At 69.1% G+C, this 26452-nt stretch carries 21 protein-coding genes and 1 pseudogene; 16 read left to right on the top strand and 6 right to left on the bottom strand.

The features are described 5' to 3' along the window. The first annotated feature begins 48 nt into the window (after positions 1 to 48). The 4 genes from DVW87_RS11525 to nagA are packed head-to-tail and all read left to right on the top strand — an operon-like array spanning position 49 to position 3959. Positions 49 to 924, top strand: a complete 876-nt coding sequence (locus tag DVW87_RS11525; RefSeq protein ID WP_114687888.1) for a glucosamine kinase nucleotide-binding domain-containing protein — start codon at positions 49 to 51, stop codon at positions 922 to 924. Further along, positions 921 to 1808, top strand: a complete 888-nt coding sequence (locus DVW87_RS11520; RefSeq protein ID WP_114687887.1) for an N-acetylmuramic acid 6-phosphate etherase — start codon at positions 921 to 923, stop codon at positions 1806 to 1808. Before DVW87_RS11525 ends, DVW87_RS11520 begins: the two co-directional genes overlap by 4 nt. Next, positions 1801 to 2829 carry an SIS domain-containing protein gene (locus DVW87_RS11515; RefSeq protein WP_114687886.1) on the top strand — a complete coding sequence of 343 codons (1029 nt, stop codon included), beginning with the start codon at positions 1801 to 1803 and terminating at the stop codon, positions 2827 to 2829. Before DVW87_RS11520 ends, DVW87_RS11515 begins: the two co-directional genes overlap by 8 nt. Further along, positions 2826 to 3959: an N-acetylglucosamine-6-phosphate deacetylase gene (nagA, locus tag DVW87_RS11510; protein WP_114687885.1), complete on the top strand. Its 1134-nt coding sequence runs from the start codon at positions 2826 to 2828 to the stop codon at positions 3957 to 3959. Before DVW87_RS11515 ends, nagA begins: the two co-directional genes overlap by 4 nt. Before the next feature lie 17 nt (positions 3960 to 3976). Here the strand turns inward: nagA and DVW87_RS11505 are convergent, their stop codons facing one another. The 3 genes from DVW87_RS11505 to DVW87_RS11495 all read right to left on the bottom strand — a co-directional run bounded on the left by DVW87_RS11505 (position 3977) and on the right by DVW87_RS11495 (position 8509). Further along, positions 3977 to 5287, bottom strand: coding sequence for a porin family protein (locus tag DVW87_RS11505; protein ID WP_114687884.1), 1311 nt, complete (start codon positions 5285 to 5287; stop codon positions 3977 to 3979). Then, positions 5284 to 7047, bottom strand: a complete 1764-nt coding sequence (locus tag DVW87_RS11500; RefSeq protein ID WP_114687883.1) for a HupA family protein — start codon at positions 7045 to 7047, stop codon at positions 5284 to 5286. The genes DVW87_RS11505 and DVW87_RS11500 overlap by 4 nt, the downstream gene beginning before the upstream one ends. A 73-nt stretch (positions 7048 to 7120) precedes the next feature. Further along, a complete protein-coding gene (locus DVW87_RS11495) occupies positions 7121 to 8509 on the bottom strand; it encodes a helix-turn-helix domain-containing protein (RefSeq protein ID WP_181814813.1) in 1389 nt (462 codons plus the stop codon). A gap of 99 nt (positions 8510 to 8608) precedes the next feature. On the opposite strand from DVW87_RS11495, the gene DVW87_RS11490 reads away from it, so the two are divergent. The 8 genes from DVW87_RS11490 (at position 8609) to DVW87_RS11460 (ending at position 17366) form a co-directional block, all read left to right on the top strand. Continuing rightward, positions 8609 to 10138, top strand: a complete 1530-nt coding sequence (locus tag DVW87_RS11490) for an acyl-CoA carboxylase subunit beta (protein ID WP_114687881.1) — start codon at positions 8609 to 8611, stop codon at positions 10136 to 10138. Positions 10139 to 10234: 96 nt separating this feature from the next. Next, a complete protein-coding gene (locus DVW87_RS11485) occupies positions 10235 to 10525 on the top strand; it encodes a GIY-YIG nuclease family protein (protein WP_114687880.1) in 291 nt (96 codons plus the stop codon). A 117-nt stretch (positions 10526 to 10642) separates the two neighbouring features. Then, positions 10643 to 11083, top strand: coding sequence for a methylmalonyl-CoA epimerase (gene mce / locus DVW87_RS11480; RefSeq protein ID WP_114687879.1), 441 nt, complete (start codon positions 10643 to 10645; stop codon positions 11081 to 11083). Between the two features lie 92 nt (positions 11084 to 11175). Further along, positions 11176 to 13386 carry a methylmalonyl-CoA mutase gene (scpA, locus tag DVW87_RS11475; RefSeq protein ID WP_114687878.1) on the top strand — a complete coding sequence of 737 codons (2211 nt, stop codon included), beginning with the start codon at positions 11176 to 11178 and terminating at the stop codon, positions 13384 to 13386. Continuing rightward, positions 13383 to 14474: a biotin synthase BioB gene (gene bioB / locus DVW87_RS11470; RefSeq protein WP_114687877.1), complete on the top strand. Its 1092-nt coding sequence runs from the start codon at positions 13383 to 13385 to the stop codon at positions 14472 to 14474. The genes scpA and bioB overlap by 4 nt, the downstream gene beginning before the upstream one ends. Before the next feature lie 130 nt (positions 14475 to 14604). After that, positions 14605 to 14835, top strand: a complete 231-nt coding sequence (locus tag DVW87_RS17810; protein WP_181814812.1) for a hypothetical protein — start codon at positions 14605 to 14607, stop codon at positions 14833 to 14835. Further along, a complete protein-coding gene (locus tag DVW87_RS11465; protein ID WP_114687876.1) occupies positions 14835 to 16901 on the top strand; it encodes an acetyl-CoA carboxylase biotin carboxylase subunit in 2067 nt (688 codons plus the stop codon). Before DVW87_RS17810 ends, DVW87_RS11465 begins: the two co-directional genes overlap by 1 nt. Before the next feature lie 54 nt (positions 16902 to 16955). Continuing rightward, entirely contained in the window at positions 16956 to 17366 is a 411-nt protein-coding gene (locus DVW87_RS11460) for an acyl-CoA thioesterase (RefSeq protein WP_114687875.1), read from the top strand. A gap of 31 nt (positions 17367 to 17397) precedes the next feature. Here the strand turns inward: DVW87_RS11460 and DVW87_RS11455 are convergent, their stop codons facing one another. Then, entirely contained in the window at positions 17398 to 20574 is a 3177-nt protein-coding gene (locus DVW87_RS11455) for a PAS domain-containing hybrid sensor histidine kinase/response regulator (RefSeq protein WP_181814811.1), read from the bottom strand. Positions 20575 to 20783: 209 nt separating this feature from the next. On the opposite strand from DVW87_RS11455, the gene DVW87_RS11450 reads away from it, so the two are divergent. Then, positions 20784 to 21269, top strand: a complete 486-nt coding sequence (locus DVW87_RS11450) for a DUF4142 domain-containing protein (RefSeq protein WP_239017864.1) — start codon at positions 20784 to 20786, stop codon at positions 21267 to 21269. Between the two features lie 66 nt (positions 21270 to 21335). On the opposite strand, the gene DVW87_RS11445 is transcribed toward DVW87_RS11450, so the two are convergent. Further along, entirely contained in the window at positions 21336 to 22331 is a 996-nt protein-coding gene (locus DVW87_RS11445; RefSeq protein ID WP_114687873.1) for an SDR family oxidoreductase, read from the bottom strand. Positions 22332 to 22394: 63 nt separating this feature from the next. On the opposite strand from DVW87_RS11445, the gene DVW87_RS11440 reads away from it, so the two are divergent. The 3 genes from DVW87_RS11440 (at position 22395) to DVW87_RS11430 (ending at position 25354) form a co-directional block, all read left to right on the top strand. Then, positions 22395 to 23231, top strand: a complete 837-nt coding sequence (locus tag DVW87_RS11440) for an HpcH/HpaI aldolase/citrate lyase family protein (protein ID WP_181814810.1) — start codon at positions 22395 to 22397, stop codon at positions 23229 to 23231. Positions 23232 to 23310: 79 nt separating this feature from the next. After that, positions 23311 to 24453, top strand: coding sequence for a sensor histidine kinase (locus DVW87_RS11435; RefSeq protein WP_114687872.1), 1143 nt, complete (start codon positions 23311 to 23313; stop codon positions 24451 to 24453). 94 nt (positions 24454 to 24547) lie between these two features. Beyond that, on the top strand, positions 24548 to 25354 hold the full coding sequence (locus DVW87_RS11430) for a LytR/AlgR family response regulator transcription factor (RefSeq protein ID WP_114687871.1): 807 nt from the start codon (positions 24548 to 24550) through the stop codon (positions 25352 to 25354). Positions 25355 to 25453: 99 nt separating this feature from the next. Here the strand turns inward: DVW87_RS11430 and DVW87_RS18325 are convergent. After that, positions 25454 to 26449 (bottom strand): annotated as a pseudogene (locus DVW87_RS18325) (acyltransferase family protein); the annotation flags it as partial. Positions 26450 to 26452 lie beyond the last annotated feature (3 nt).

The following is a 26452-nucleotide window of genomic DNA, read 5'->3' as shown; positions in this document are numbered from 1 at the left end:
AAAGGAAAATAGCGGGACGCGCCGCCTTGCGCGCGGCAAAGGGGCGCCATGGTCTTCTATCTCGGGATCGATGCCGGCGGCAGCCATTGCCGCGCGCGGCTGGTGGATGCGGCCGGCGCCGTCCTGGGAACGGGCGAAAGCGGCCCCGCCAATGCGCGGATCGGCATCGAGCGGCTCCATGCCGTGCTCGCCGAAACGGCCGAACAGGCGGTGCGCGCAGCCGGATTGTCCGGCGGGGCGCAGATCCAGGCCGGCATGGGAATTGCCGGCATCTCGCGGCTGGGCATTCGCGACCAGCTGGCGGCGCTCGACTTTCCCTTTGCCAGCGTGGCGTTCGAGACGGATGCGGTGATCGCCAATATCGGCGCGCATCTGGGCGGAGACGGCGCGACGCTCATCATCGGCACCGGCAGCGTGGCGCAGGTGCGCGTCGAGGGCCGGCGCTTCGCCATTGGCGGCTATGGCTTCCCGATCTCGGACGAAGGCAGCGGTGCGGCCCTGGGGCTCAGCGCGATGCGCCACGCCCTTCGCGCGCTGGACGGCCGTACCTCGCGAACGCCCTTGTCGAGCGCGGTGACCGAGCGGTTCGGCCACGACACGGCGCGCGCCATCGCCTGGATGGATGCGGCGACGCCGCGCGATTATGCCGCGTTCGCGCCGCTGGTGGTCGAATATGCCGAAGCGGGGGACGCGATCGCCCGCTCCATCGTGGAGGATGCCGCGTTGCACATCGAACGCTTCATCGAGACGATCTTCGAACGCGGCGCGCCGGCCTGCGCGCTTGCCGGCGGATTGGCGCCGCGCATGAAGCCGTGGCTGCGCGCGCGCACCGTTGCGCGGCTGCGCGAGCCGCTGGGCGACCCGCTGGACGGCGCGCTGTTGCTTGCCGGACTGCCCGTCGCGGTGCTGGGTCCGCGGCCATGAGCACGGAGGCGATTGATCCCCGCTTCCAGGGGCTGGAATGCTGGCCCACCGAGCAGGCGGTGCGCGCGATGCTGGGCGTGCAGGCCCATGCGATCGAGGCGCTGCGCGGACAGACGAGCGCGATTGCCGACGCTGCGGAGGCCGCCGCGACCCGGCTCGGCACCGCCGGCAGGCTGGCCTATGCCGGCGCGGGCACGTCCGGGCGGATCGGCGTGCAGGATGGCGTGGAGCTCACCCCCACCTTCGGCTGGCCGGAGCGGCGGCTGGCGTTTCTCGTCGCCGGCGGGCCGGGCGCGCTGATGCGCGCCGTCGAGGGGGCGGAGGACGATGCCGAGGCGGGCCGTGCGGCGGTGTCGGCGGAGGCGATCGGGCTGGGCGACGTGCTGATCGGCATCGCCGCGAGCGGCCGCACGCCCTTCGTGCTCGCCGCGGTGAAGGCGGCACGGGACGCCGGAGCGGTCACGGTCGGCCTGTCCAACAACCCGGACACGCCGCTGCTGACCGCCGCCGACTATCCGATCCTGGCCGATACCGGGCCGGAGGTGCTGGCCGGCTCCACCCGCATGGGGGCGGGCACGGCGCAAAAGGCGGCGCTCAACCTCCTGTCCACCGCGATCATGCTGCGGCTCGGCTTCGTGCATGCCGGTCGCATGGTGAACATGCGCATTTCCAACGCGAAGCTGGCGATCCGGGCGCGCACGATGGTGGAGGATCTCGGGCGGGTCGACGCCGCGACCGCCGCCGCCGCGCTGGAGGCGGCAGGCGGCGAGATCGGCCGCGCGGTGCTGATCGCCCGCGGGGTGACGCCGGACGAGGCCGCGCGGTTGCTGAAGGCGCAGGACGGGCGGCTCGGCGGCGCGCTGGAGGCGCTGGGCGATGCTTGACCCTGCGCGCACGCTGATGTTCGCCGAGGCGGCGGAGGCGCCCGCCGCGGTGCGCCGCCTGCTGGACGATCGCGCGGCGCATGCGGCGCTCGCCGCCGGGCTGCGCACGCGCCCGCCTCGCGCGGTCGTCACGCTGGCGCGCGGCAGTTCGGACAATGCCGCCACCGTCGCGCGCTACCTGGTCGAAACGCGGGTGCGGATGCTCACGACCTCGCTGTCGCCCTCGGTCGCCTCCGTCTATGGCGCCGCGCCACGCCTTGCCGACACGCTGCTGCTCGCGGTGTCGCAATCGGGGCGCAGCCCGGACCTGCTTGCCGCGGCCGAGGCGGCGCGGGAGGACGGCGCGCGACCCGTCACGCTGGTCAACGACGAAACCTCGCCTCTCGCGGCAGCGGGTCGCCCCTGCCTGCCGCTCCACGCCGGGCCGGAGCGAAGCGTGGCGGCGACCAAGTCGTTCATCGCGGCGGTGGCGAGCTTCCTGCTGCTGGTCGCCGAATGGTCGGCAGATGACGAACTGCTGGCGGCGACCGACACCCTGCCGGACCTGCTCGACCGCGCCTGGGCGCTCGACTGGTCGCCGGCGCTGGAGCCGCTCGTTGCCGCGCGCCACCTGTACGTCGTCGCGCGCGGGCCGGCGCTGGGCATTGCGCAGGAGATGGCGCTGAAGATGAAGGAAACCTGCGGGCTCCATGCCGAGGCGTTCAGCGCGGCGGAGGTGCGCCACGGGCCGATGGCGCTGGTGGAGCAGGGCTTTCCCGTGCTGCTGCTGGGGCAGGACGATGCCGGGCAGAACAGTGTTGCCGAACTCGCCGCCCTGTTTGCGGAGCGCGGCGCAACCGTGCTGCACGCCGGGATCGGCGCGGCGGCGGGCGTGCGCCTGCCGGTGCTGGACGCGCCCCCCGCGCTGCAACCCCTGCTGGCGGTGCAGAGCTTCTACCGGCTGGCGAACGCCGTGGCGGTCGCCCGCGGGCGCGATCCGGACCGGCCGCCGCATCTGCGCAAGGTAACGGAAACCCGATGATCGCGCTCACCCATGCCCGGGTCCTGCTGCCGTCCGGCTGGCGGGAGGATGTGTGCGTCGTGCTGGAAGGCGAGCGCATCGCGGCCGTCACCGCCGGGCCGCCCGCGGGTGCCGAGCAGGTCCGGTGCGACGGGCGGATGCTGGTGCCCGGCTTCCTCGACACGCAGGTGAACGGCGGGGGCGGGCGGTTGCTCAACGACGACCCGAGCGTCGAGACGGTCGCCGCCATCGCGGCGGCGCATCGCCCCTTCGGCACCACCGGCCTCTTGCCGACGCTCATCAGCGACGACCTGCCGGTGGTGGCGGCGGCCATCGCGGCGGTCGATGCGGCGATCGCGGCACGGGTGCCGGGCGTCCTTGGCGTCCATCTGGAAGGCCCGTTCCTCAGCGTCGCACGGCGCGGCATCCACCGCGCCGACAAGGTCCGCGCGCTGACCGACGAGGCGCTGGCGCTGCTGTGCTCGGCCCGCCGCGGGGTGACGATGGTGACGGTCGCGCCGGAAAGCGTCACGCCTGCGCAGGTCGCGACCTTGGCAGGGGCCGGCGTGATCGTCTCGCTCGGCCATTCGGATGCGCCCTACGAACAGGTTCGCGCGTGCATCGAGGCGGGGGCGACCGGCTTCACCCACCTCTACAACGCCATGTCGCAGCTCGCCGGCCGCGCGCCGGGCATGGTCGGCGCGGCGCTGGAAAGCGACGAGACCTTTGCCGGCGTCATCGCCGACGGGCATCACCTGCACGCCGCATCGCTGCGCGTGGCGATCCGCGCGAAAGGCGAGCAGCGGCTGATGCTGGTGACGGACGCGATGCCCAGCGTCGGCAGCGCCGAAGACAGTTTCCTGTTGCAGGGCAAGCGCATCCACCGCGCCGGCGACATGCTGCACGACGATGCGGGCACGCTCGCCGGCTCCACGCTCACCATGGCCGGCGCGGTGCACGGCGCGGTGGCGCAGGGCAGGGTGCCGCTGGACGCCGCCATCCGCATGGCCAGCGCGACGCCCGCGTCGTTTCTGGGGCTGTCCGGCGACACGGGCAGCATCGCGCCAGGGCTGCGCGCCGACCTCGTGCTGATGGACGATGCCTGCCGGGTGCACGACAGCTGGATCGGGGGCGAGCGCGCGTCTTTCTAGGCGCTCGCGAAGGGCCGTCAGAAGGCGCGAACGATCCCGATATCGCCTGCCACGCGGCGATACGCGTAGAGGCCGACACTCGACCGGTTCCGTTCGAGCGCCAGCCTCAGGGTCGGCGCGAAGCCCCGCACGGCGAGCTGGCGGAGCGTGGCGGAAATCGAGCTGTTCATCAGCCACTCGCGCCGGCGCTCCGGGAACAGGAACAGCCGCTCGTCCCCTTCCAGCCGATTGATGCCGGAGCTCAGGAGAAAGGTCGTGCGGCCGACATCCTGCCACGTGGAGATCGTCAGCCCGCCGGATACCGTCGCATAGCCCCGATCGCGCGCCGTCTGGCGATAGCCCGACAGGGTGAGGCCATAGCCCGATCGCGCGGTGACGGCGCGCTCATAGCCGATCGCCGCATCGAACAGGCCGCCGTCCTGAAGGCTGTTACGCAGATAGGTGGTCTCCGCGGCGCCGCCATGCACCACCAGCTGCGCCTGCCGTCCGAGCGGATGCAGCCAGTCGAGCGTCGCGCTGCGCGTGCGGGCATAGCGTCGCCCGCCATACCAGCGCTGCGTGAAACCGACCGAGGGGCTCCAGCGATCCTGCGCGCGCCGCCATTCCAAACCGACCAGCGCGGAGGCGGACACGTCGTTGAAGTCGCGCTGGCGATAGAAGCTGCCCAGCGCCGAGGCGCGCGGCAGCAGCGAGAGCGTGTCCGTGATCGGCACCCGGACATAGCCTTGCCCCGCGATCCTCGCGCCCAGGCCCGAGCGTGCCCGCGCGTCGCGCGACAGGGTGAGGGGAGCGATCACCGTGTCCAGCGTTCGCGCCTGTGTCGCGCGGTTGATGTTGCTGTCCGGCGCAAGCGCGACCTGCACCGAGCCGCCGAACGGTCGCGTGGAGCGGAGCGCGCGGGCGAACTGGTCGACCGTGGCGGCCACATCGGCGGGCAATCCGGTCGCCTGTGCCTGGCGCACGGCGCGCCGCGCCCCCGCCTCGTCGCCCAGCAGCGCGAGCACGCGGGCAAGCTCCAGCCGCACCCGGGCGACGTCCGGCTTCTCGTCCAGCACCGCCCGGAAGGCTGTCGCCGCATCGGCATAGCGGCCGAGTTCCGCCAGCAGCATGCCGCGGCGGAACCTCGCCTCCGCGCGCACGTCCGCGTCCGGATCCTGTGCCAGCGCGGCGTAGAGCGCCAGGGCATCGTCGAACTGCTTCTCGCCCCTGGCGCTGTCGGCCAGGGCGAACATCTGCGCAGGCGACAGGCCGGTCGCCATCGCCGGCGACCGTTCTGCCTGCTCCTGCACGAGCATCACCGGCGCGGGGCCGACGATCGGCAGCATCATTGCCGCTTGGCGACGGTCGCCCCGGTGATCACCAGCGCGTCGGCCGGCGTCTGCGTGTTGCGCCGGATAAGGAAGCTCGCCGCCATCTCTTCGCCGTCGGGGCCGAACAGCGTCGGCACGATCGTGCCTTGCGCCTCCGTGCCGCTGCGCAGCGCCGTGCTGATCGGCAGCCCATAGGCGAGCGCGTCGGCAAAGCTCCAGTTGCCGATTTGCGCACCGCCGGCGCCCTTGTCGGTCAGCGCGAGCGCGCCGGAAAAGCGCTGCGCCCCGAAATCGACGGCGAAGCTGGACGTGCCGCCGACGTCGAACTCGCGGCTGCCGCCGCGCACGCCGGTGGCGTAGACCACGCCGGCATAGGTCGCCGTGCCCGTGCGCCGGGTCAGGAGATCGCGCGGCGTCTCGATGCCATAGGCGCGATACGCCTTGCCGTTGAATGCGCCATAACCGACGGTCGAGCCACCCTCCCAGATGCCGAAGCTCGCATAGGTGAGCTGGAGTTCCGGGTTGGCCGGACCGGGCCGATACAGCGAGAGCTTGCCCGGCTGGCCGTCCACGGAGCCCTGATAGGTGATGAAGCTGGCGCGCCCGTCCTCCACGCGGTTGGCGGCGGTGAACTGGGCATAGGGGACGGTGGAGATCGCTCCAGTGGCCGAAACGCTGCCGTCCGGCCGCAACGTCAGCTGCGCAATGCCCTGATACGTGCTGGCGAAGGGTACGCCGCCATAGCCGTTCTGCAGCGTGTAGTTGCTTTCCCGCGCGTAGAAGAGCTGCTCGGTGGTCAGGTTGACGAGCGACAGGTTGCTGCGCGCGGCGCCGCCGAGCCGCTGGCCGGTGAGCGATCCGCTGACCGCGGCGCCTGCGGCGTTGTCTCCCGAGAAGGTGGCGCCGATCTCCTCGGCGCCCGGCCCGAAGAATTGCCCCACCAGCGTGCCCGATACGCGCGTGTCGGTGCCGCCATAGGTGAAGTTGCCGGAAAAGCCGTTGCCCGCCGTCAGCCGGCCGCCAGCGGTATAATCGATGCCGCCGCCGGTCCTCGTTTCCGGACTGGTGAGGTCATATTCCAGCACATAAGCGTGGGTCGCGAAGATGCCCTGCGCCAGGTCGACATCGAACGAGCCCGGGCCGGTGAACGCCCGGGGCACCTTGCCCGGCGTCGTCACGAAGCCGAGCGCATCGGTGACATAGCTTGCGGTTCCGGTCCGCGGCACCGCGCCGGCGGGCGTCTCCAGGCCATAGACGAACGAGTCGAAACTGGTGTCCTGTCGGCCGGTGGATACGGTGTTGCGCTGCCAAAAGCCCAGGCCGACATACCGGTTCGGCGTTGTGTTCGTGTAGGGCGTGGTGGCGAGCGTCAGGTAATCGCGAACGCTGCCATCGGGCTTGGCATAGAGCGCTTCGCCGGACCGCGTGCTGGTGACGGCATCGGCCGGCCCGAAACTGGCGGTGCGCCCCTGGCTTTCCACGGTGTAGCTGCGGGTGGCCGCATCGTAGCGGACCTGCAAGGGTGCGCGGCTCGCCGCCGCATTCACCACCTGCGCGGGACTGGTGTTGATCGCGGTGACGGTGCTGGCGGCGGACGCGGCAAAGGTCTGGTTGGCCGTGAGCGCGGCGATGTTCGTGTTGGCCGGCGCGGGAGCGGGCGTGGTCCCCCCGCCGCTGCCCGGCGCACCCGAACCGGCGCTGCCTACACCGCCGCCGCCGCCCCCGCAGGCGCCCAGCAGCACGAAAGCTGCCAGCGGCAGCCCCTTCAGTCCACGCATCGGAAATCCCCCTGTTGCCGAAGGATAGCCGTTCCGGCGCGGGCGTCAATTTGGCGTTGAACTGCCGACCCGATTACCCGAACGAATAGGGCACCACCCCGCGATTGTTCGGGTCCACCCCGATCCGGGCGCTGGCCGGCGGAAAGGCGCGCTGGTCGCAATCGGTGCGCACGCAGATGCGGCAGGACGTGCCGATCGGCGTCGCGGCCCCCTTCAGGTTCAGCCCGTCGGCATAGACGAACGCGCCGGCCTGGTCCGCTTCACAGCCCAGCGCCACCGCATAGCGCCGTGGCGGGCGCGTGTAGCTGCCGGACGGCTTCACCAGCCCCTTGGCCATGGAGACGTAGCGGATGCCGTCGGGCGTTTCCGCCAGCTGCACCTGCACGCGATCGGGCACCGCCACCGCCTCATGGACGATCCACAAGGGACAGGCGCCGCCGAAGCGCGCGAACTGGAGCCGCGTCGCGGAGTGCCGCTTGGTGATGTTGCCGGCCAGGTCCACGCGGCAGAAGAAAAAGGGGATGCCCGCCGCGCCCGGCCGCTGCAACGTGGACAGGCGATGGCAGGTCTGCTCGAAACTGGTGCCGAAGCGCAGCCGCAGCCGGTCGATGTCGTGGCGCACCTCGCGCGCGGCGGCGCGAAAGCGCTCATAGGGCATCAGCAGCGCGGCGGCGGCATAGTTGGTGAGCCCGGCCGCCAGCAGCTCCTCCGCCGCCGGGCCGGCTGCGGCGGCGATCGTCGCGATCGGCTCGGCGAATTCATGGCGCGCCAGCTGGTGGGCGAGCGCGAACAGCAGCGTTTCCGGCGGCTGCGCGGGATCGAGCAGCAGGCGTCCGCGCGCGGGCTGATAGGCGCGCATCCGCCCGTCACCGGGCGCCAGCGTGCCGACCACGACGCCGAAGCGCGCGCTCAGCCGCTCGATCAGCGCCGTTCGGGGATCGCCGGCCAATGTCTCGCCGATCGCCTCCGCGGCGCGGTCGAGCGGATCGACGTAATTGCCCTCGGCGTGAAACCAGTCGCGCACCTGTTCCCAGGGCAAGAGGCCCGGCTCGCGTCCGCCTGCCTCCACCCGGTCGTCGAGCACCGCCACCTGCTCCTGCGAGCGGCGATAGGCGCGGTGCAGTTCCGCCATGCGCCGGGCAAGCTGCGGCTGCTGGCGCACCAGCCGGGCGATCGCTTCTTCGTCCGCCTCCCCGCCGGCAATGCCGGGATCGACGCTCGCCGCCAGCGCATCGACCAGCAACGCCGCTTCTTCCTGCGGATCGACGCCGGCCCAGTCGCCGGGAAACGCCTCTGCCAGAGCGGCGAGCACCTTGGGCGTGACCGGCCGGTCGCCGGCCTCGATCTGCGACAGATAGCTCGCCGAGATGCCGAGCCGCGCCGCCATCGCCGCCTGGGGCAGGCGGTGGCGCAGGCGCAGGTCGCGCAACAGCGGCCCGGCAAAGGTTCGACGACTGGGCATGGGGCTGATCTACTTTGCAAAGCAGACCACTGCAACTTTGCAAGAACACAGTTGTGGCGGAGCGCTAGGCTGTCGCAAAGCGCGTGCGTGAGAGGTGTCATGACCACGACGACGACCGAGGAACTGGAACGCCGGCGCGAGGCGGCGCGCATGGGCGGCGGGCAACGCCGCATCGACGCACAGCATGCCAAGGGCAAGCTGACCGCGCGCGAGCGGCTCCAGGTGCTGCTGGACGAGGGCTCGTTCGAGGAGCTCGACATGTTCGTGGAGCACAATGCCGTCGACTTCGGCATGGATGCGCAGCACATTCCCGGCGACGGCGTGGTAACCGGATCGGGCACGATCAACGGCCGCCTCGTCTTCGTGTTCAGCCAGGATTTCACCGTGTTCGGCGGCTCGCTGTCCGAACGGCATGCGCAGAAGATCTGCAAGATCATGGACATGGCCATGAAGGTCGGCGCGCCGGTGATCGGCCTCAACGACTCAGGCGGCGCGCGCATCCAGGAGGGCGTCGCCTCGCTCGGCGGCTATGCCGAAGTGTTCCAGCGCAACGTGCTCGCCTCCGGCGTGGTGCCGCAGCTCAGCCTCGTCATGGGGCCGTGCGCGGGCGGCGCCGTCTATTCTCCCGCGATGACCGACTTCATCTTCATGGTGAAGGACTCATCCTACATGTTCGTCACCGGCCCAGATGTAGTGAAGACCGTTACCAACGAGATCGTCACGCAGGAGGAACTGGGTGGAGCAGTGACGCATACCACGAAGTCGGGGGTCGCCGATCTGGCCTTCGACAATGACATCGAGGCGCTGCTCGCGGCCCGCGACTTCGTGGACTTCCTTCCGCTTTCCAACCGCGAGGCGCCGCCGGAGCGGCCCACCGACGACCCGTTCGACCGGTTGGAGGAAAGCCTCGACACGCTGATCCCGCCTTCGCCCGCCCAGCCGTACGACATGCACGAGCTGATCCGGAAGGTGGTGGACGAGGGCGACTTCTTCGAGGTGCAGCCGGCGCATGCGGGCAACATCCTCACCGGCTTCGGGCGGATCGAGGGGCGCACGGTGGGCTTCGTCGCCAACCAGCCGATGGTGCTCGCGGGTGTGCTGGACATCAACTCGTCGAAGAAGGCGGCGCGCTTCGTGCGCTTCTGCGACTGTTTCGACATCCCGATCGTGACGTTCGTGGACGTGCCGGGCTTCCTGCCGGGCACGCAGCAGGAACTGAACGGCATCATCAAGCACGGCGCCAAGCTCCTGTTCGCGTACGGCGAGGCGACCGTGCCCAAGATCACCGTCATCACCCGCAAGGCCTATGGCGGCGCGTATGACGTGATGGCGAGCAAGCATCTGCGCGGTGATTTGAACTACGCCTGGCCCACCGCGGAGATCGCGGTGATGGGCGCGAAGGGCGCGGTGGAGATCATCTTCCGCAGCCGCACGCCGGAGGAGATCGCCGAGCGGACGGCGGAGTACGAGGCGCGCTTTGCCAACCCGTTCGTGGCGGCGTCAAAGGGCTTCATCGACGAGGTGATCCAGCCGCACTCCACGCGGCGGCGGATCGCGCTGGGGCTGCGCAAGCTGCGGGGGAAGGCGCTGGAGAACCCGTGGAAGAAGCATGACAATATTCCGCTTTAGACCCGTCATTGCGAGCGCAGCGAAGCAATCCGGAGCCACACCGGCAACCCTGGATTGCTTCGCTACGCTCGCAATGACGGCTAGGTTGGTAAGCTGATGCACCCTGCGATCTACATCATGGCGAGCGGTCGCAACGGCACCTTGTACGTGGGCGTCACGTCCAACCTCCCGCGTCGCGCGTGGGAGCATCGCACGGGTGTGATCGATGGCTTCACCAAGCGCTATGGCTGCAAGCTGCTGGTGTGGTTCGAGGCGGCAGAAACGATGGAGGCGGCGATCCTGCGTGAAAAACAGTTGAAGGGCGGCTCCCGAGCCAAGAAGCTTGCACTGATCGAGACGATGAACCCGCGCTGGCAGGACCTTTACGAGCAGATTGCCCATGGTTGAGCCGACACGACTCTACAGCCTCGTCATTGCGAGCGCAGCGAAGCAATCCAGGGTACTGTGCGCGGCCCTGGATTGTTTCGCTGCGCTCGCAATGACGGCAGAGACGGAGAAGAGCGCATGAACCTCGGCCGGCTCAACCATGTCGGCGTGGCGACGCCGTCGATTGCCGAAGCGATATCGTTCTGGCGCGACGTGATGGGCGCGACCAGCATCGGCGAGCCGTTCGACCTGCCGGCGCAGGGCGTGAAGGTGTGCTTCGTGGATACGCCTCCTTCGACAGGCTCAGGACAGGCGACGCAGATCGAGCTGATCGAGCCGCTGGGTGACGCCTCGCCGATCCGGGCGTTTCTGAAGAAGAATCCGGCCGGTGGGCAGCACCACGTCTGCTACGAGGTGCCGGATATCCATGTGGCGAAAGCGTGGTTCGAGGCGCGCGGAGTGCGCGTGTTGGGCGAGCCGCGGACGGGCGCGCATGGGACGCCGATCTTCTTTCTCCACCCGCGCGACATGGGCGGCGTGCTGACCGAGATCATGGAGACGCCGCGTGGTAACCACTGACCCGTGCTCCCGCGCAGGCGGGAGCCCAGAGCCGCAAGAGTTGTGCTCCGTAACTCTGGGCTCCCGCCGGCGCGGGAGCACGGGAGGAGCGAATGGCTGACATCGAGAACAATACCGGCGAGGACACCGGCGCCGCTCCCCCGCCGCGCGACCTGCCCGAGCCATCCGATCATCCGACGCTCGACAAATGGGCCGCCGCCGCCGCCAAGGAGGTGAAGGGCCGCGACCTGACCTGGCACACGCCGGAAGGCATCGCCGTGAAGCCGCTCTACACGGCGGCGGACGCGGAAGGCTGGGACCCAGGCCTGCCCGGGTTCGCGCCGTTCACCCGCGGCGTGCGCGCGTCCATGTATGCCGGCCGCCCGTGGACGATCCGCCAATATGCCGGCTTCTCCACCGCGGAGGAGAGCAACGCCTTCTATCGCCGCAATCTGGCCGCCGGGCAGAAGGGGCTGTCGGTCGCCTTCGATCTCGCCACGCATCGCGGCTATGACAGCGACCATCCTCGCGTCGTCGGTGACGTCGGCAAGGCGGGCGTGGCGATCGACAGCGTCGAGGACATGAAGATCCTGTTCGACGGCATTCCGCTCGATCAGATGAGCGTCTCCATGACGATGAACGGCGCGGTGATCCCGATCCTCGCCTTCTTCATCGTCGCCGGCGAAGAGCAGGGCGTGGCGCAGGCCCAGCTCGACGGGACCATCCAGAACGACATCCTCAAGGAGTTCATGGTCCGCAACACGTACATCTACCCGCCCGAGCCGAGCATGCGGATCATCTCGGACATCTTCGCCTACACCTCGGCCAACATGCCGAAGTTCAATTCCATCTCCATCTCCGGCTACCACATGCAGGAAGCCGGCGCGACACAGGTGCAGGAGCTCGCCTTCACCATCGCCGACGGCATGGAGTACGTGAAGTACGGGGTCGCTTCCGGGCTGGACATCGACAAGTTCGCCGGGCGGCTGAGCTTCTTCTTCGCGATCGGCATGAACTTCTTCATGGAGATCGCCAAGCTGCGCGCCGCGCGCGTGCTGTGGCACCGGGTGATGACGCAATTGGGCGCCAGGGACGAGCGCTCCAAGATGCTGCGCACGCATTGCCAGACGTCCGGCGTCTCGCTGACCGAGCAGGACCCGTACAACAACGTCATGCGCACCACGATCGAGGCGATGACGGCGATGCTGGGCGGCACGCAATCGCTGCACACCAACGCGCTGGACGAGGCGATCGCGCTGCCCACCGACTTCTCCGCCCGCATCGCGCGCAACACGCAGCTGGTGATCCAGGAAGAGACGGGGATGACCAACGTGGTCGATCCGCTCGGCGGCAGCTACTATGTGGAGGCGCTCACGAAACAGCTGGTGGACGAGGCCTGGGCGATCGTCGAGCGCGTGGAGGCGGAGGGCGGCATGGCCAAGGCGGTCGCCGCCGGCTGGCCCAAGGCGATGATCGAGGAAGCCGCCGCCGCCCGCGCCGCGCGGGTCGACAAGGGCGAGGACGTGATCGTCGGCGTCAACAAGTACCGGCTGGCCGAGGAGCAGCCGATCGACATCCTCGACGTCGACAACCATGCCGTGCGCGAGGCGCAGGTGCGCCGCATCGCGGCGGTGAAGGCGGCCCGCGACGAGGGCGCGGCGCAAGCGGCGCTGATGGCCTTGCAGGAAGGCGCGCGCGGCGACGCGAACCTGCTCGCGCTGGCGGTAGAGGCGGCACGGGCACGCGCCACGCTGGGCGAGATCAGCGCGGCGATGGAAGTGGCGTTCGCGCGCTACGGCACGCAGCCTACGCCGGTCAGCGGCATCTATGGCGGCGCGCATGCCGACGATCGGCGCTGGCAGGGGCTGATGGCGGGCGTGGGCTCGATCGGGCAGCGCCTCGGCCGGCGCCCGCGCATGCTGGTCGCCAAGATGGGGCAGGACGGTCATGACCGCGGCGCCAACCTCGTATCCTCGGCGTTCGGCGACCTGGGGTTCGAGGTGGTGCCCGGCCCCTTGTTCCAGACCCCGGCGGAAGCGGCGGCGCTGGCGATCGAGAGCGATGTGGACGTGGTCGGCGCCTCCAGCCTGGCGGCCGGACACAAGACGCTGATCCCCGAACTGATCGGCCACCTGCGCGATGCGGGCCGTGCCGACATCAAGGTGATCGCCGGCGGGGTGATCCCCGCGCAGGACTATCAGGCGCTGCGCGATGCGGGTGTGCAGGCGATCTTCGGGCCGGGCACGAACCTGGTGAAGGCGGCGGAAGAAGTGCTGCGGCTGCTCGGCCATAACATGCCGCCGCAGGACGAGGCGGCGGCATGACCCGCGCGGAGGAGACCCGCACCGATTGGACCCGCGACGAGATCGCGGCGTTGTTCGACCTGCCCTTCCCCTCGCTCGTCTTCCAGGCCGCCGAGGTGCACCGCGCGCACCACGCGGCGGACGAGGTGCAGCTTTCCACCCTGCTGTCGATCAAGACCGGCGGCTGCCCGGAGGATTGCGGCTATTGCTCGCAATCGGTGGTCGCCGACAGCGGGGTGAAGGCGACCAGGCTGATGGACGTGCGCTCCGTCCTCCAGGCGGCGGCGCAGGCAAAGGATCACGGCTCCACCCGCTTCTGCATGGGTGCGGCGTGGCGCAATCCCAAGGACCGCGACATGGATGCGATCGTCCAGATGGTCGAGGGCGTACGCGGACTTGGGCTGGAGACGTGCATGACCCTGGGCATGCTCACCCCGGCACAGGCCGCGCGGCTGGGCGCGGCGGGGCTCGATTACTACAACCACAACATCGACACCTCGCCCGAGCGCTATGGCGAGGTCATCACCACGCGCACCTTTGGCGAGCGGCTGGACACGCTGGAGAATGTCCGGGCGGCGGGGATCAACGTGTGCTGCGGCGGGATCGTCGGCATGGGCGAGACGCGGGAGGACCGCGTCGGCTTCGTCCATGCGCTGGCGACCTTGCCGGAGCATCCCGGCAGCGTGCCGATCAACGCGCTGGTGCCGGTGAAGGGCACGGTGCTGGGCGACATGCTGGCGGACACGCCGCTCGCCAGGATCGATGATATCGAGTTCGTCCGTACGGTGGCGGTAGCGCGGATCACCATGCCGAAAGCCATGGTGCGGCTGTCGGCGGGACGGGAGAGCATGGGGGAGGCGACGCAGGCCTTGTGCTTCCTGGCGGGCGCGAACTCGATCTTCACCGGCGACAAGCTGCTGACCGCGGCGAATGCGGGGGATGACCGGGATGCGGCGCTGTTCGCGAAGCTGGGGGTAAGGCCGATGGCGGCGGAGCCCGCGCGTCACCCCGGCCTTGAGCCGGGGTCCCGCTGCCTTGATGCGGAGGGAAGAAGCGGACCCCTGGGACGAGTCTGGGGTGACGAGGGGGCTGCTGAGGCGGCAGAGTGACATTTGCTAGCTTGTTCCCCGGCGAAGGCCGGGGCCCAGTCTCGGCGCAATGCGCCGATCACGCTGCCGCGCGAGCTATGGTGAGGGGCTGGGCCCCGGCCTTCGCCGGGGAACATGAAGTAGTTGCCGGATGACCTGGAAGGGTGCGGACAAATGGTTGATTGCAGCCGCCATGGGTACGCTGCTGGCCGGCATAATTGCCTTCGTTTCAGGCATCGTGTGGTGGGGGCAATGCCTTCTATATGCGCAGGGGCGTGAACCAAGCTGGTGCCATTATCTCCCGATGTATCTCAGTTCGTTGTGGATCGCCTGCGTGGCTGTAAGTCGCCGGCTGATCGGTTATCTTGAAAAGGGCCGCTGATGTTCAAGAAAATCCTGGTCGCCAATCGTGGCGAGATCGCCTGCCGGGTGTTCCGTACCGCCAGGAAGATGGGCATCGCCACCGTGGCGGTCTATTCGGACGCGGATGCGCGCGCACCGCATGTGCTGATGGCGGACGAGGCGGTGCGGCTCGGGCCGGCGCCGGCGGCGGAGAGTTATCTCAAGGCGGAGCTGATCCTGCTCGCCGCCAAGGAGACGGGGGCGGACTGCATCCATCCCGGCTATGGCTTCCTCTCCGAGCGCGAGAGCTTCGCGCGGGCGTGCGCGGAGGCGGGGATCGCCTTTGTCGGGCCGCCGCCGAACGCGATCGCGGCGATGGGCGACAAGATCGAATCCAAGAAGCTGGCGCAGGCGGCGGGCGTCAATGTCGTGCCGGGCTTCCTGGGCGAGATCGCCGATACGGACGAGGCGGTGCGGATCGCCGGCGAGATCGGCTATCCGGTGATGATGAAGGCAAGCGCAGGCGGCGGCGGCAAGGGGATGCGGCTCGCCTGGTCCGAGCCCGACGTGCGCGAGGGGTTCGAGGCGACCAAGCGCGAGGGGCTGGCCAGCTTCGGCGACGACCGCGTGTTCATCGAGAAGTTCATCGAATCGCCGCGGCATATCGAGATCCAGGTGCTCGGCGACCAGCACGGCAACATCGTCTACCTCAACGAACGCGAGTGTTCGGTACAGCGGCGCCACCAGAAGGTGGTGGAGGAAGCGCCGTCGCCGTTCGTCACGCCGCAGATGCGGCAAGCGATGGGCGAGCAGGCGGTCGCGCTGGCGCGGGCGGTGGGGTATCACAGCGCGGGCACGGTGGAGCTGATCGTGTCGGGCGCGGATACGACAGGCGAGAGCTTCTACTTCCTCGAGATGAACACCCGGCTGCAGGTGGAGCATCCGGTGACGGAGGAAATCACCGGGCTCGATCTGGTCGAGCAGATGATCCGCGTGGCGGCGGGCGAGAAGCTGTCGTTCGGGCAGGATGACGTGGGCATCCACGGCTGGTCGGTGGAGAACCGCGTTTATGCCGAGGATCCCTATCGCGGGTTCCTGCCCAGCATCGGGCGGCTGGTGCGGTATCAGCCGCCGGCACCAACCGTCCTTGCGAGCGGCAAAGCCGCGCGGCAATCCCGCGACGGCGAGGGCGGCTCTGGATTGCTTCGCTCCACTCGCAATGACGAGGTCGTGACCCGCATTGACGACGGCGTGCGCGAAGGCGGCGAGGTCAGCATGTTCTACGACCCGATGATCGCCAAGCTCATCACCTGGGCGCCGACGCGGGAGGAAGCGATCGATGCGCAGATCGCGGCGCTCGACCAGTTCGAGATCGAGGGGCCGGGGACCAATCTCGATTTCCTGTCCGCGCTGATGCAGCACCCGCGCTTCCGCTCCGGCGAGATCACCACCGGGTTCATCGCGGAGGAATATCCGGACGGCTTCCACGGGGCGCCGGCGAGCGACGAGCTGAAACGCGCGCTGGCCGCGATCGCCGGCTTTGTCGCGACGGCGGAAGCGGATCGCGCGCGGCGGATCGACGGACAGCTCGGCGGCCGCCTGCGTCCGCCCGCCGAGTGGGTGGTGCGGATCGACGGCGAGGACCAGGACGTGTCGATCTCGCCCGACGCCTTGTTCGTGGGCGGCGAGGAGTTGCCGATCGCGCTGGAATATACGCCCGGCGACCGGCTGATCCTGGCCGAGCTGGACGGCGCGGAGCTGGCGGTGAAGCTGCGGCGCACGCGCGGCGGCCTCGTGCTGTCCACCCGCGGTGCGAGCCACAAGGTGCGGGTGCTGCCGGCCCATGCGGCGCCGTTCGCGCGGCACCTGATCGACAAGGTGCCGCCGGACCTTTCCAGGTTCCTGGTCAGCCCGATGCCGGGCCTGCTCGTGCGCCTCGATGTCGCGGCCGGCGACAAGGTGGAGGCCGGGCAGGCGCTTGCGGTAGTGGAGGCGATGAAGATGGAAAACATCCTGCGCGCGGAGAAATCGGGCACGGTGAAGGCGGTCAATGCGCAGCCCGGCGCCAGCCTCGCGGTGGACGAGGTGATTCTCGAGCTGGAATAACGGCCTGTCGCATCCGACTCGCTTCGTTAAGACGCGGGTGCTACTTACAAGCGTGTGAGCACCGCCATTCCGCACCGCGTCTCCATTGGCATCGATCCGGCCGACATCGATTTCATGGGGCATGTGAACAATGCCAGCTACCTGAAATGGGTTCAGGAAGCGGTGATCGATCACTGGCGTGCGCTGGCGCCGGCCGAGGCGGTGGCGCAGCACCTGTGGGTCGCGCTGAAGCACGAGATCACCTATCGCAAGCCGACCTTCCTCAACGACGACGTGATCGCCACCGTCCTGCTCGAAAAGGTGCAGGGCGCGCGCGCCTTCTACGAAACCGTCATCAAGCGCGGGGAGGAAGTGCTGGCGGAGGTGAAGTCCAGCTGGTGCTGCCTGGACGCGGAAACGCTGCGCCCGGCGCGGCTCGCCCAGGGCGTGATCGAGCGGTTCTTCTCGGACAACGACGCCCGCTAGCACTCCCGGACGCGTTCGGAGCGGCGGTTGCCTATTCCTGTGCGCAGCCGCGCAGGATTGCCGCCAGGGCCTCGATCAGCAGACGCCCGGTGAACGGCCGTGCCAGCGTCGCGGTGCAGCGATCCGCCGGCTCGGCGACGATCGCGCGCGCCTCGTCCGGTAGCAGCAGCAGCAAGGGCAGGTCGGCATGGAGCGCCCGCAGTTCGCCCGCGACCGTCTCTGCGGGCTCTGCGCCGATCACCACCGCGTCGTAGCGGCCTCGCGCCGAGCGCAACAGGCTCAGTCCTTCCACCGGCGTCGCCGCCTCGTCCACGGCATAGCCCGCGCCATGGAGCGCCTCCACCGTCTCGCGGCGCGCGCCCTCCGCCGCATCGATCACCAGGACGCGTCCGGTACGGCCGGTGTCGAGCACGTCGCGCACCTTCTGCGCCAGCGCGGCATAGGCGAAGGGCTTGGCGATCATCTCCACGCCCGGATCCAGCCGGCCGCCGTGCACGATGGCGTTGCGCGTATAGCCGGAGGTGTAGAGCACCCGCAGGCCGGGCTGCTGCTCGCGCGCGGCCTGGGCCAGCTCGCTGCCCGACATGCCGGGCATCACCACGTCGGTGAAGAGCAGGTCGATCGGCTCCTCCTGCCGCTTCAGCAGGCGCAGGGCGGACGGGCCGTCATACGCCTCAAGGACGCGGTAGCCGAGGTCGCGCAGGCACTCCACGGTGTAGGCGCGGACGTCGTCGTCATCCTCCACCGCCAGCACCGTCTCCCGCCGCGCGCTTACTTCCAGGCCCGGTGTGACGAACGTCTCCTCTTCGGGTGCCGCGTCGCTGAGCATGCGCGGCAGATAGATCTTCACGGTCGTGCCGCGGCCTTCTTCCGAATAGACCTTCACGTTGCCGCCGGACTGCTTGACGAAGCCGTAGACCATGGAAAGGCCGAGCCCGGTGCCCTTGCCCACCTGCTTGGTGGTGAAGAACGGTTCGAACACGCGGCCGATCGTGTCCCGGCCCATTCCCTCGCCGGTGTCCGTCACCGCGATCACGACATACTGGCCGGGCGCCACCTCCGCCTGCGCGGCGACATAATCGTCGCCCAGCTGCGCATTGGCGGTTTCGATCACCAGTTCGCCGCCGTTCGGCATCGCGTCGCGCGCGTTCACCGCCAGGTTGAGGATCGCGCTTTCGAGCTGGTTGGGATCGGCCTCCACCCGCCAGAGGCCGGGCGCGGTGACGATTTCCAGCCCGATCGTCTCGCCCAGGGAGCGGTTCAGGAGGTCGCCCATACCCGCGACCAGCCGGTCGACGTCGATCGCACGCGGGGCCAGCGGCTGGCGGCGGGAAAAGGCGAGCAGGCGCTGGGTCAGCGTCGCCGCCCGCTCCGCACCCTTCATGGCGTTGTCGAGCGCGCGGCGCGAGCGTGCGTCCTCCACCTGCGCGGCGTCCAGCGCGCGGGTTGCCATGTCGATGTTGCCGGTCACCACCGTCAGCAGATTGTTGAAATCGTGCGCGATGCCGCCGGTCAGCTGCCCCACCGCCTCCATCTTCTGCGATTGGCGCAGGGCGTCCTGTGCTGCCTCCAGCTGCGCCTGGGCCTGTTTCTCGCTTTCGATGTCCCGGCCCACGGCATGGAGGAAGCGATCGTCGGGTACGGCCGTCCAGCTGAGCCAGCGATAGCTGCCGTCCTTGTGGCGGTAGCGGTTCTCGAAGTGCAGCGTGGTCAGCCCGCTTTCCAGCTTGCCGACTTCGCGGGCGGTGGAAGCGCGATCGTCGGGATGGACCATGTCGAGCAGCACCTGCCCGATCAGCTCGCCTTCGTCCCAGCCCAGCATGGTGCTCCATGCCGGATTGAGCGCCTGGATCACGCCGTCGAAATCGGCGACCAGCATCAGGTCGGTGGTGAGCCGCCACATGCGGTCCAGATCGGCCGAGCGCTGCGCCACGCGGGCCTCCAGCGTGGAGTTGAGCTGTTGCAGCTGCTCCTCCGCCCGTTTCGCGTGGGTGATGTCATAGACCACGCCGGCAAAGCGCACGCTCCCGTCCGCTTCCACCACCCGCTCGCCGCTGCGCGCGATCCACCGCCGCTCCCCCGTGTCGCCGCGGCGGATGCGGTATTCGATATAGCCGAGCGCCACCTGGCCGGGATCTTCCGAAGTGGAGCGTAGCCCCGGCTGGTCCTCCGGCTCCAGCATGGCGGCGAGATCGTCCAGCCGCACCTCGTCCGTTTCCGGCAGCCCCCACAGGCGGCAGAACTCCAGCGACACGCTCAGCGTCCGCGTGTCGGGGTAGAGCTCGAACGTGCCCACGCCGCCGGCGCGCTGCGCCAGGTCCAGCCGCTCCTGCGCGCGGCGCAGCTGGCTGACGTCGTAGCCGGTGACGAAGATGCCGGAAACCTGGCCATCCTCCTCGCGCAGCGGCTGGCAGGTGAAATCGAGAAACGCCCGTCGCGGATCGCTGCCGTCCGCCTCGTCCAGCGTCACCGCCATGCCGCGGGCCGAGAAGGGCTCGCCGGAGCGGAACACACGGTTGAGAAGGGTGCCCAGACCCCGTTCCCACAGGCGCGGCAGTGCCTCGCGCGCAGGCTTGCCCACCAGTTCGGTGCGGTGGAACAGCTCCTGAAAGGAGATGTTGGCGAAATCGATCACATGATCGGGGCCGTGCAGCGTGGCGGTGAAGCCCGGCGACTGCTCGAACTTGCGCTGCAACCGCTCGCGCTCGCCCGCCGCGCGCTGCTCCGCGCGGACCTTGGCAGTGGTTTCCACCACAATGGCGATCACGCCGGCGGGCCGCCCTTCCTCGTCGAGGATCGGCGAGTAATCGAGGTCGGTCCACAACGGCTCGGGCGACCCGTTGCGATTGAGGACGAGCGGCTGGTCCTTGTAGCTCAGCGTCTCGCCGCGGCGGAACACCGTCTTGATGACGTGATCGTTGAGATCGGCGACTTCCGGCCAGCCGGAGCGCACCTCCGAGCCGAGCAGCTCCGGGTGCCGCCCGCCCGCGAACACGGCATAGGCATCGTTGTAGAGCATGATGCCCGGCTCGCCCCACAAGGTGACGATCGGCAGCTGCGACTGGAGGATCAACGACACCACCGTCCGCCGATGCGCCGGCCAGCTCTCGATCGGACCGAGCGGCGTTTGCGACCAGTCCCGCTCGGCGATGATGCGGGCAAGATCCGAAGGGCCGGCCAGAAACACCGGACGCGGGGCAAGGCTCATCGCGTGACGTCTTGATCGATGGGGCAGGAGGGCCGGTCGCGGCAATCGGGCATGAAGAAGCGGTTCCGGCTGGTTTCGAACGTGGTAATACATCGCCGCGCCGGTGGTTCCAGCCTGCACGGCCTTCCCGCGCGAAGCAGCTGCGGCTGCCACGGAACGCCGCCCCGGCCCCCGGCGTTGTGCCACTCTCGCTAGGGAGAGAGTGACTCATGAACCGGTTCCTGATGCTCGCGGCCGCTGCCGCCGTTCCGCTTGCCGCTGTCCAGGCACAGGCGCCGATGACGCCTGCCACCTATGTGAAGATGGCGGGTGCCAGCGACCAGTATGAGATCCAGTCGAGCAAGCTCGTGCTGGCCACCACCAGGAACGCCAAGCTGCGCGATTTCGCCAACCAGATGGTCACCGACCATACAAAGTCCACGGCCGACGTGACCGCGGCGGCGAAGGCGGACGGGCTCACGCCGATGCCGCCGATGCCCGATGCGGACGGGCTGAAGAAGCTCGCCGCGCTGCGTGCCGCCAAGGGCGCCGCGCGCGACACGCTCTACGTCCAGCAGCAGAAGATGGCGCACCAGAAGGCGCTGAAGCTGCACACCGATTATTCGAGCGCCGGCACCGCGACCAACCTGAAGTCGGTCGCCGCCCAGATCGTGCCGGTGGTGCAGATGCACTACGACATGGTCAGCGCGATGTGATGCGCTGGTGCGGCGGGCAGCCGCCGCACCGCTTTCACCAGGTCCGGCCCCGCGCCCGCCTTCTTCTCATCCGTCCCGCTTGCGCCGGGCGAGCAGCACGCCGCCCACCAGCGCCGCCACGCCCAGCAGGGGAACGATGCCGCCGCGCTTCGTCGCCTCGCGATAGAGGCTGAACGATCGGCCGGTCTCCACCGGCGAGCGCTCCTCCCCGTCGGTGCGCGGCAGGTCGAGATTGTTGCCGGCCGGGCGGGGACGATCGCGGTCGAGCAGCAAGGGCAGCATCAGCCCGCCGAACTTCGCCAGGAGGCCGGGGAACAGCGACCCGGACAGCACCTGCAGGCGGCCGATCCCGCCCACCGTCACCGCCCGCACCGGACGCACCGCGGCGTCGAGGATCGTCTCGGCCGAGATCTTCGGATCGTAGACGGGCGGCGGGATGAGCGGCTGTCCGTCGAGGTGGTTGGCCGCGTTCTGGTCGATCGGGGTCGCCATGCCGGACGGCTTCACCACGGTGACGGAAACGGGCGCCCCTTGCGCGTTCAGCTCGATCCGCAGCGAATCGACATAGGCCTTCACCGCATGTTTCGAGGCGGTATAGGCGCCCATGCCCGGCGAAGGGATGTCCGCGGCGATCGAGGCGACCGTTATCAGCGCGCCGCCTGACTCCTTCAGGTGCGGCAGCGCGGCCAGACAGCCATGGACCACGCCGAAATAGTTGGTCTGGAACAATCGCTGGTGCTCGTCCTCGGGCACCTGCTCCAGCCCTCCGTAGATGGCGACGCCGGCATTGTTCACCCAGGTGTCGATGCGCCCGAACCGGGCCACCGCCTTTGCCGCGGCGGCCTCCACCTCCGCCGCATGGGCGACGTCGGCGACCGCGAAGTCGGCGCGGTCGCCCAGTTCCGCCGCGATCGTGCGCAGGCTCGCCTCGTCGCGGGCGACCAGCAGCACGCGGGCGCCGCGCTCCACGGCGAGGCGAGCGGTGATGAGGCCGATGCCGGACGAGGCACCGGTGATGACCAGAACCTGGTCGGCGAGGGGTTTCAGGCGGGGCTTGGTCATGGGGCGCGAACAAGCGGCAAGGGACAGGGTTCCGCCGCCCTCCGCCGCCGCTATACCGGCAGCATGACGATCAAGCCCCATCGCAGCGCCCTGTTCCTGCCCGCCAGCAATCGTCGCGCGATCGAGAAGGCGCAGGGGCTGCCGTGCGACGTGGTGATCCTGGACCTCGAAGACGCGGTTGCGCCGGAGGCCAAGGGGGAGGCACGCGCGCAGGCGGTGGACGCGGTGCGTGGCGGCGGATTCGGCGCGCGGCAGGTGGTGGTGCGGATCAATGCGTTGACGACGCCCGAAGGCGCGGCGGATGCGCGCGCGCTGGGGGAGGCGCGGCCGGACGCGGTGCTGCTGCCCAAGGTGTCCCGCCCGGCCGACATCACCCATGCGCAGGCCCTGCTGCGCGACCTGCCGATCTGGGCGATGATCGAGACGCCTGCGGCCGTGCTGGCCCTGCCCGCCATTGCCGCCGTGGCCGGCCTGGAATGCCTGGTGGCGGGCACCAACGATCTGGCCAAGGATTTGCGCTGCACGCCGGGCGAGGACCGGATGCCGCTGCTGCCGCACCTCGCCGCGATCGTCGTCGCCGCGCGTGCCCATGGGCTGACGGCGCTGGACGGGGTTTCCAACGTGCTGGCCGAAACGGAAGCGCTGGTCGCCGAGTGCGATCAGGGTGCGCGGCTCGGCTTTGACGGCAAGACGCTGATCCATCCCGCACAGATCGCCGCCGCCAACCGCGCCTTTGCGCCGACAGAGGCGCAGATCGCCGAGGCAAGGGCGATCGTTGCCGCCTTTGCCGCCCCGGAAGCGGCCGGCAAGGGGGCGATCCGGGTGGATGGCCGCATGGTGGAGCGGCTGCACCTCGTCGCCTCCGAGCGCGTGCTCGCGCTGGCCGCGGCGTCCGCCTGATCCCGGCCCGACTGCGATCGAGGACGCCCGCCGGAGCCGCTTTGCACAGCGCGGAGCGCCCGTGTAAGGGTCGCCGGGCATGACCGAGGCCGTTTCCGCCGCGCTGCCAATCGCGCCCTCCGCCAGCGGGCTGCCGCGTCCGCCGTTGTTCGCCCGGCCTTTCTTCGAACAGAAAAGTCGCGCTTTCTGGACGTTGCAGGCGGCGGGCTGGACCGGCTACCTGATCCTGCGCAGCGTCTCCAGCCTCAACAACGGCCCCAAGCTGGACCTGCTGGTGCCGGTGGTGATCGAGTCGATCGTCGGCTATTGCATCACGCTGCTGCTTTCCACCCTGTACGGCTATTACCGCCGGCTCGGGCGGCTGACCGGCATCATCCTGACGGTGCTGACGCTGCTGGGCGCCACCGTGCTTTATGCCGTGCTGGACGCCTTCTCCTTCTCGTTCCTGCGCCTGTCGGGGCCGCAACTGGACCTCAGCCTAGTGCTCGGCACGGTGTTCCTGAACTTCACGGTGCTGGCAGGCTGGTCGGCGCTCTATTTCGGCATCAACTTCTACCTGATCGTCGAGCAGCAGATCGACGAGATGCAGGCGCTGGAAACGCAGGCGAGCTCCGCCCAGCTCGCGATGCTGCGCTATCAGCTCAACCCGCATTTCCTGTTCAACACGCTGAACTCCATCTCCACGCTCGTGCTGCTGAAGGAAACGCAGAAGGCCAATGCGATGCTGTCGCGCCTGTCCTCGTTCCTGCGCTACACGCTGGCCAACGAGCCCACCGCGCACGTCACGCTGGCGCAGGAGGTGGAAACGCTGAAGCTCTATCTCGAGATCGAAAAGATGCGGTTCGAGGATCGCCTGCGCCCCGTGTTCGAGGTCGATCCGCGCGCCGAGCGGGCACGGTTGCCGTCGCTGCTGCTGCAACCCCTGGTCGAGAACGCGATCAAATATGCGGTGACGCCGCAAGAGGAAGGCGCCGAGATCGCCGTTGTCGCGCGGCTCGCCGGAGACAGGGTGCAGATCACCGTTTCCGACACCGGCCCGGGCTTGCAGGAACACAAAGTTGGCCCGAGCCTTTCAACCGGCGTGGGGCTTGCCAATATCAGGGACCGGCTGGTCCAGGCCTATGGCCCGGACCAGCGGTTCGAAACGCGATCGATCCCGGATGGCGGGTTCGGCGTGGAGATCGAGATACCGTTCCAGCTCGACGAGCCGGAGCGGGGATAGGAGGTTCGGCGCGAGCAGGGCGCGCCGGAAGGATGGGGGCGAATGGTTCAGGCGGCCGGGCGCGATGCGTCCGGACGCGAGAAGAGAGGTTTTGATGACGATTCGCACGATCCTGGTGGATGACGAACCCTTGGCGATCCAGGGGCTTCAGCTGCGGCTGCAGGCGTTCGACGATGTGGAGATCGTCGAGAAGTGCCAGAACGGCCGCGAGGCGATCCGCGCCATCAAGACGCACAAGCCCGACCTGGTCTTTCTGGACATCCAGATGCCCGGTTTCGACGGCTTTTCGGTGGTGCAGGGCCTCATGGAGGTGGAGCCCCCGCTGTTCGTTTTCGTGACGGCCTATTCGGATCACGCGCTGAAGGCGTTCGAGGCGCAGGCGGTCGACTATCTCATGAAGCCGGTGGACGAGGCGCGGCTGGCCGACACGCTGGATCGCGTGCGCCAGCGCCTGTCGGAGAAGCGTGGCGCCGAAGAGGTCGAGAAGCTCAAGGAAGTGCTGGCGGAGGTCGCGCCGGAAGCGGCCGAGAACCTGGCGGACGGTGGCGGCGGCGATCAGGTGGCCGCCAATCGCTTCGAGAAGCTCATCAACATCAAGGATCGCGGGCAGATCTTCCGCGTGGACGTGGACACGATCGAGCGGATCGACGCGGCCGGCGATTACATGTGCATCTATACCGGCGACAACACGCTGATCCTGCGCGAAACCATGAAGGATCTGGAAAAGCGGCTAGATCCCCGCCGGTTTCAGCGGGTGCACCGCTCCACCATCGTCAATCTCGACCTCGTCAAGGAGGTGAAGCCCCATACCAATGGCGAGTGCTTCCTGGTCCTCGGCTCCGGCGCGCAGGTCAAGGTCAGCCGCAGCTACCGCGACGTGGTGGCGCGTTTCGTCCACTGATCGGGGGAGCGGCACCCCGTTCAGCAACAAAGCGAGCAAAGGGGAGCGGCGCACGGCAAGCTGGTGGAACGCCAGGGTCAGCGAACTGCTGAGCACCACCGTGATCGCGAACTCGAAATAGGGATCCCAGGCGACCCGCGCGAAGCCGATGTTGATCGCGGCGATCACGGGCACATGCAGGAGGTAGATCGTGAAGGAAGCGTCGGCGACGGTCTTGAGCACCGCTGGCACGGCCCGCACGCGCAGCGCCGCGCCGAACAGCAGCAGGAACGCGGCCGGCGGGCAGAAGGCCGCGCCGCCAAGCGCGATTAGGTGGCTGAGGATGTTCCGGGCATCGGGCGGGACGAGTGGCGAGACAAGCAGGAACCAGACAACATAGGTTGCCGCCGTCACGCCCACGAACACCATCGGTACGCGCCAGTTCTCGCTTGCGCGTCCAAGCGCTTCCGAGCGGGCGAGGGTGAAGCCGAACAGCGCCACTGGCAGGTAGCCGAGGACGTTGCGCAGCTCGGAAAAGCTCTGGAAATAGGCGATCGGCAGCGCTGCCTTTACCAGGCTCATCGCCAGCAGCATGAGGGCAAACGAGGCAAGTCCGATCAGCAGCAGGGTGCGGCTTAGTTCCGGCGGGCGGCCAAGCAGCGAGACTGCCCGATCCAGTGCGCCGCTTCGCCGCTGCCACCCGTCGAGCAGGCAGAACACGGGCGTATAGAGAAGCAGCGCCACCAGGAACCACAGATGGTACCAGTCATAGGGCAGGGGAGGGCCCCAACTGGCATGGGGCGGCCGGTGCGAGAGAACCCACCCGGTCAGCGGGCACAGGACGAGCAGGCCGAAGACCGCAGGAACGCCCAGCCGTGCCAGGCGGCGCTGCAACCACAGGCGCGGTGATCGCCGCTGCAACGCGACGGCAGCCAGAAAGCCCGAGAGCGCGAAGAACGCCCCCATGCGGAACGAGTGGGACACCAGCGTGATGGCGTCGAACAGAACGCGGGGCTCTTGCCACGAACTGCTGTGCAGAACCACGCCGAGCAGCATCAGCAGGGCACGGGCTGCATCCAGCCCGTCTACACGCCCCGTGCTGTCCTGCGCGCGCACGAT

It is taken from the genome of Sphingomonas aracearum (genome assembly GCF_003345355.1).
GTDB classification, from domain to species: domain Bacteria; phylum Pseudomonadota; class Alphaproteobacteria; order Sphingomonadales; family Sphingomonadaceae; genus Sphingomonas; species Sphingomonas aracearum.
This window is presented reverse-complemented; position numbering and strand designations above follow the sequence as displayed.

What these genes read in the sequence shown, in the direction of transcription:
- DVW87_RS17810 (WP_181814812.1), top strand. Translation starts at nt 14,605, where the DNA reads ATGACCTGGAAGGGTGCGGACAAATGGTTGATTGCAGCCGCCATGGGT.
- DVW87_RS11430 (WP_114687871.1), top strand. Translation starts at nt 24,548, where the DNA reads ATGACGATTCGCACGATCCTGGTGGATGACGAACCCTTGGCGATCCAG.
- DVW87_RS11520 (WP_114687887.1), top strand. Translation starts at nt 921, where the DNA reads ATGAGCACGGAGGCGATTGATCCCCGCTTCCAGGGGCTGGAATGCTGG.
- DVW87_RS11445 (WP_114687873.1), bottom strand. Translation starts at nt 22,331, where the DNA reads ATGACCAAGCCCCGCCTGAAACCCCTCGCCGACCAGGTTCTGGTCATC.
- DVW87_RS11525 (WP_114687888.1), top strand. Translation starts at nt 49, where the DNA reads ATGGTCTTCTATCTCGGGATCGATGCCGGCGGCAGCCATTGCCGCGCG.
- bioB (WP_114687877.1), top strand. Translation starts at nt 13,383, where the DNA reads ATGACCCGCGCGGAGGAGACCCGCACCGATTGGACCCGCGACGAGATC.
- DVW87_RS11515 (WP_114687886.1), top strand. Translation starts at nt 1,801, where the DNA reads ATGCTTGACCCTGCGCGCACGCTGATGTTCGCCGAGGCGGCGGAGGCG.
- nagA (WP_114687885.1), top strand. Translation starts at nt 2,826, where the DNA reads ATGATCGCGCTCACCCATGCCCGGGTCCTGCTGCCGTCCGGCTGGCGG.
- DVW87_RS11465 (WP_114687876.1), top strand. Translation starts at nt 14,835, where the DNA reads ATGTTCAAGAAAATCCTGGTCGCCAATCGTGGCGAGATCGCCTGCCGG.
- DVW87_RS11440 (WP_181814810.1), top strand. Translation starts at nt 22,395, where the DNA reads ATGACGATCAAGCCCCATCGCAGCGCCCTGTTCCTGCCCGCCAGCAAT.
- mce (WP_114687879.1), top strand. Translation starts at nt 10,643, where the DNA reads ATGAACCTCGGCCGGCTCAACCATGTCGGCGTGGCGACGCCGTCGATT.
- DVW87_RS11450 (WP_239017864.1), top strand. Translation starts at nt 20,784, where the DNA reads ATGAACCGGTTCCTGATGCTCGCGGCCGCTGCCGCCGTTCCGCTTGCC.
- DVW87_RS11500 (WP_114687883.1), bottom strand. Translation starts at nt 7,047, where the DNA reads ATGCGTGGACTGAAGGGGCTGCCGCTGGCAGCTTTCGTGCTGCTGGGC.
- DVW87_RS11455 (WP_181814811.1), bottom strand. Translation starts at nt 20,574, where the DNA reads ATGAGCCTTGCCCCGCGTCCGGTGTTTCTGGCCGGCCCTTCGGATCTT.
- DVW87_RS11490 (WP_114687881.1), top strand. Translation starts at nt 8,609, where the DNA reads ATGACCACGACGACGACCGAGGAACTGGAACGCCGGCGCGAGGCGGCG.
- DVW87_RS11495 (WP_181814813.1), bottom strand. Translation starts at nt 8,509, where the DNA reads ATGCCCAGTCGTCGAACCTTTGCCGGGCCGCTGTTGCGCGACCTGCGC.
- DVW87_RS11485 (WP_114687880.1), top strand. Translation starts at nt 10,235, where the DNA reads ATGCACCCTGCGATCTACATCATGGCGAGCGGTCGCAACGGCACCTTG.
- DVW87_RS11435 (WP_114687872.1), top strand. Translation starts at nt 23,311, where the DNA reads ATGACCGAGGCCGTTTCCGCCGCGCTGCCAATCGCGCCCTCCGCCAGC.
- DVW87_RS11505 (WP_114687884.1), bottom strand. Translation starts at nt 5,287, where the DNA reads ATGATGCTGCCGATCGTCGGCCCCGCGCCGGTGATGCTCGTGCAGGAG.
- scpA (WP_114687878.1), top strand. Translation starts at nt 11,176, where the DNA reads ATGGCTGACATCGAGAACAATACCGGCGAGGACACCGGCGCCGCTCCC.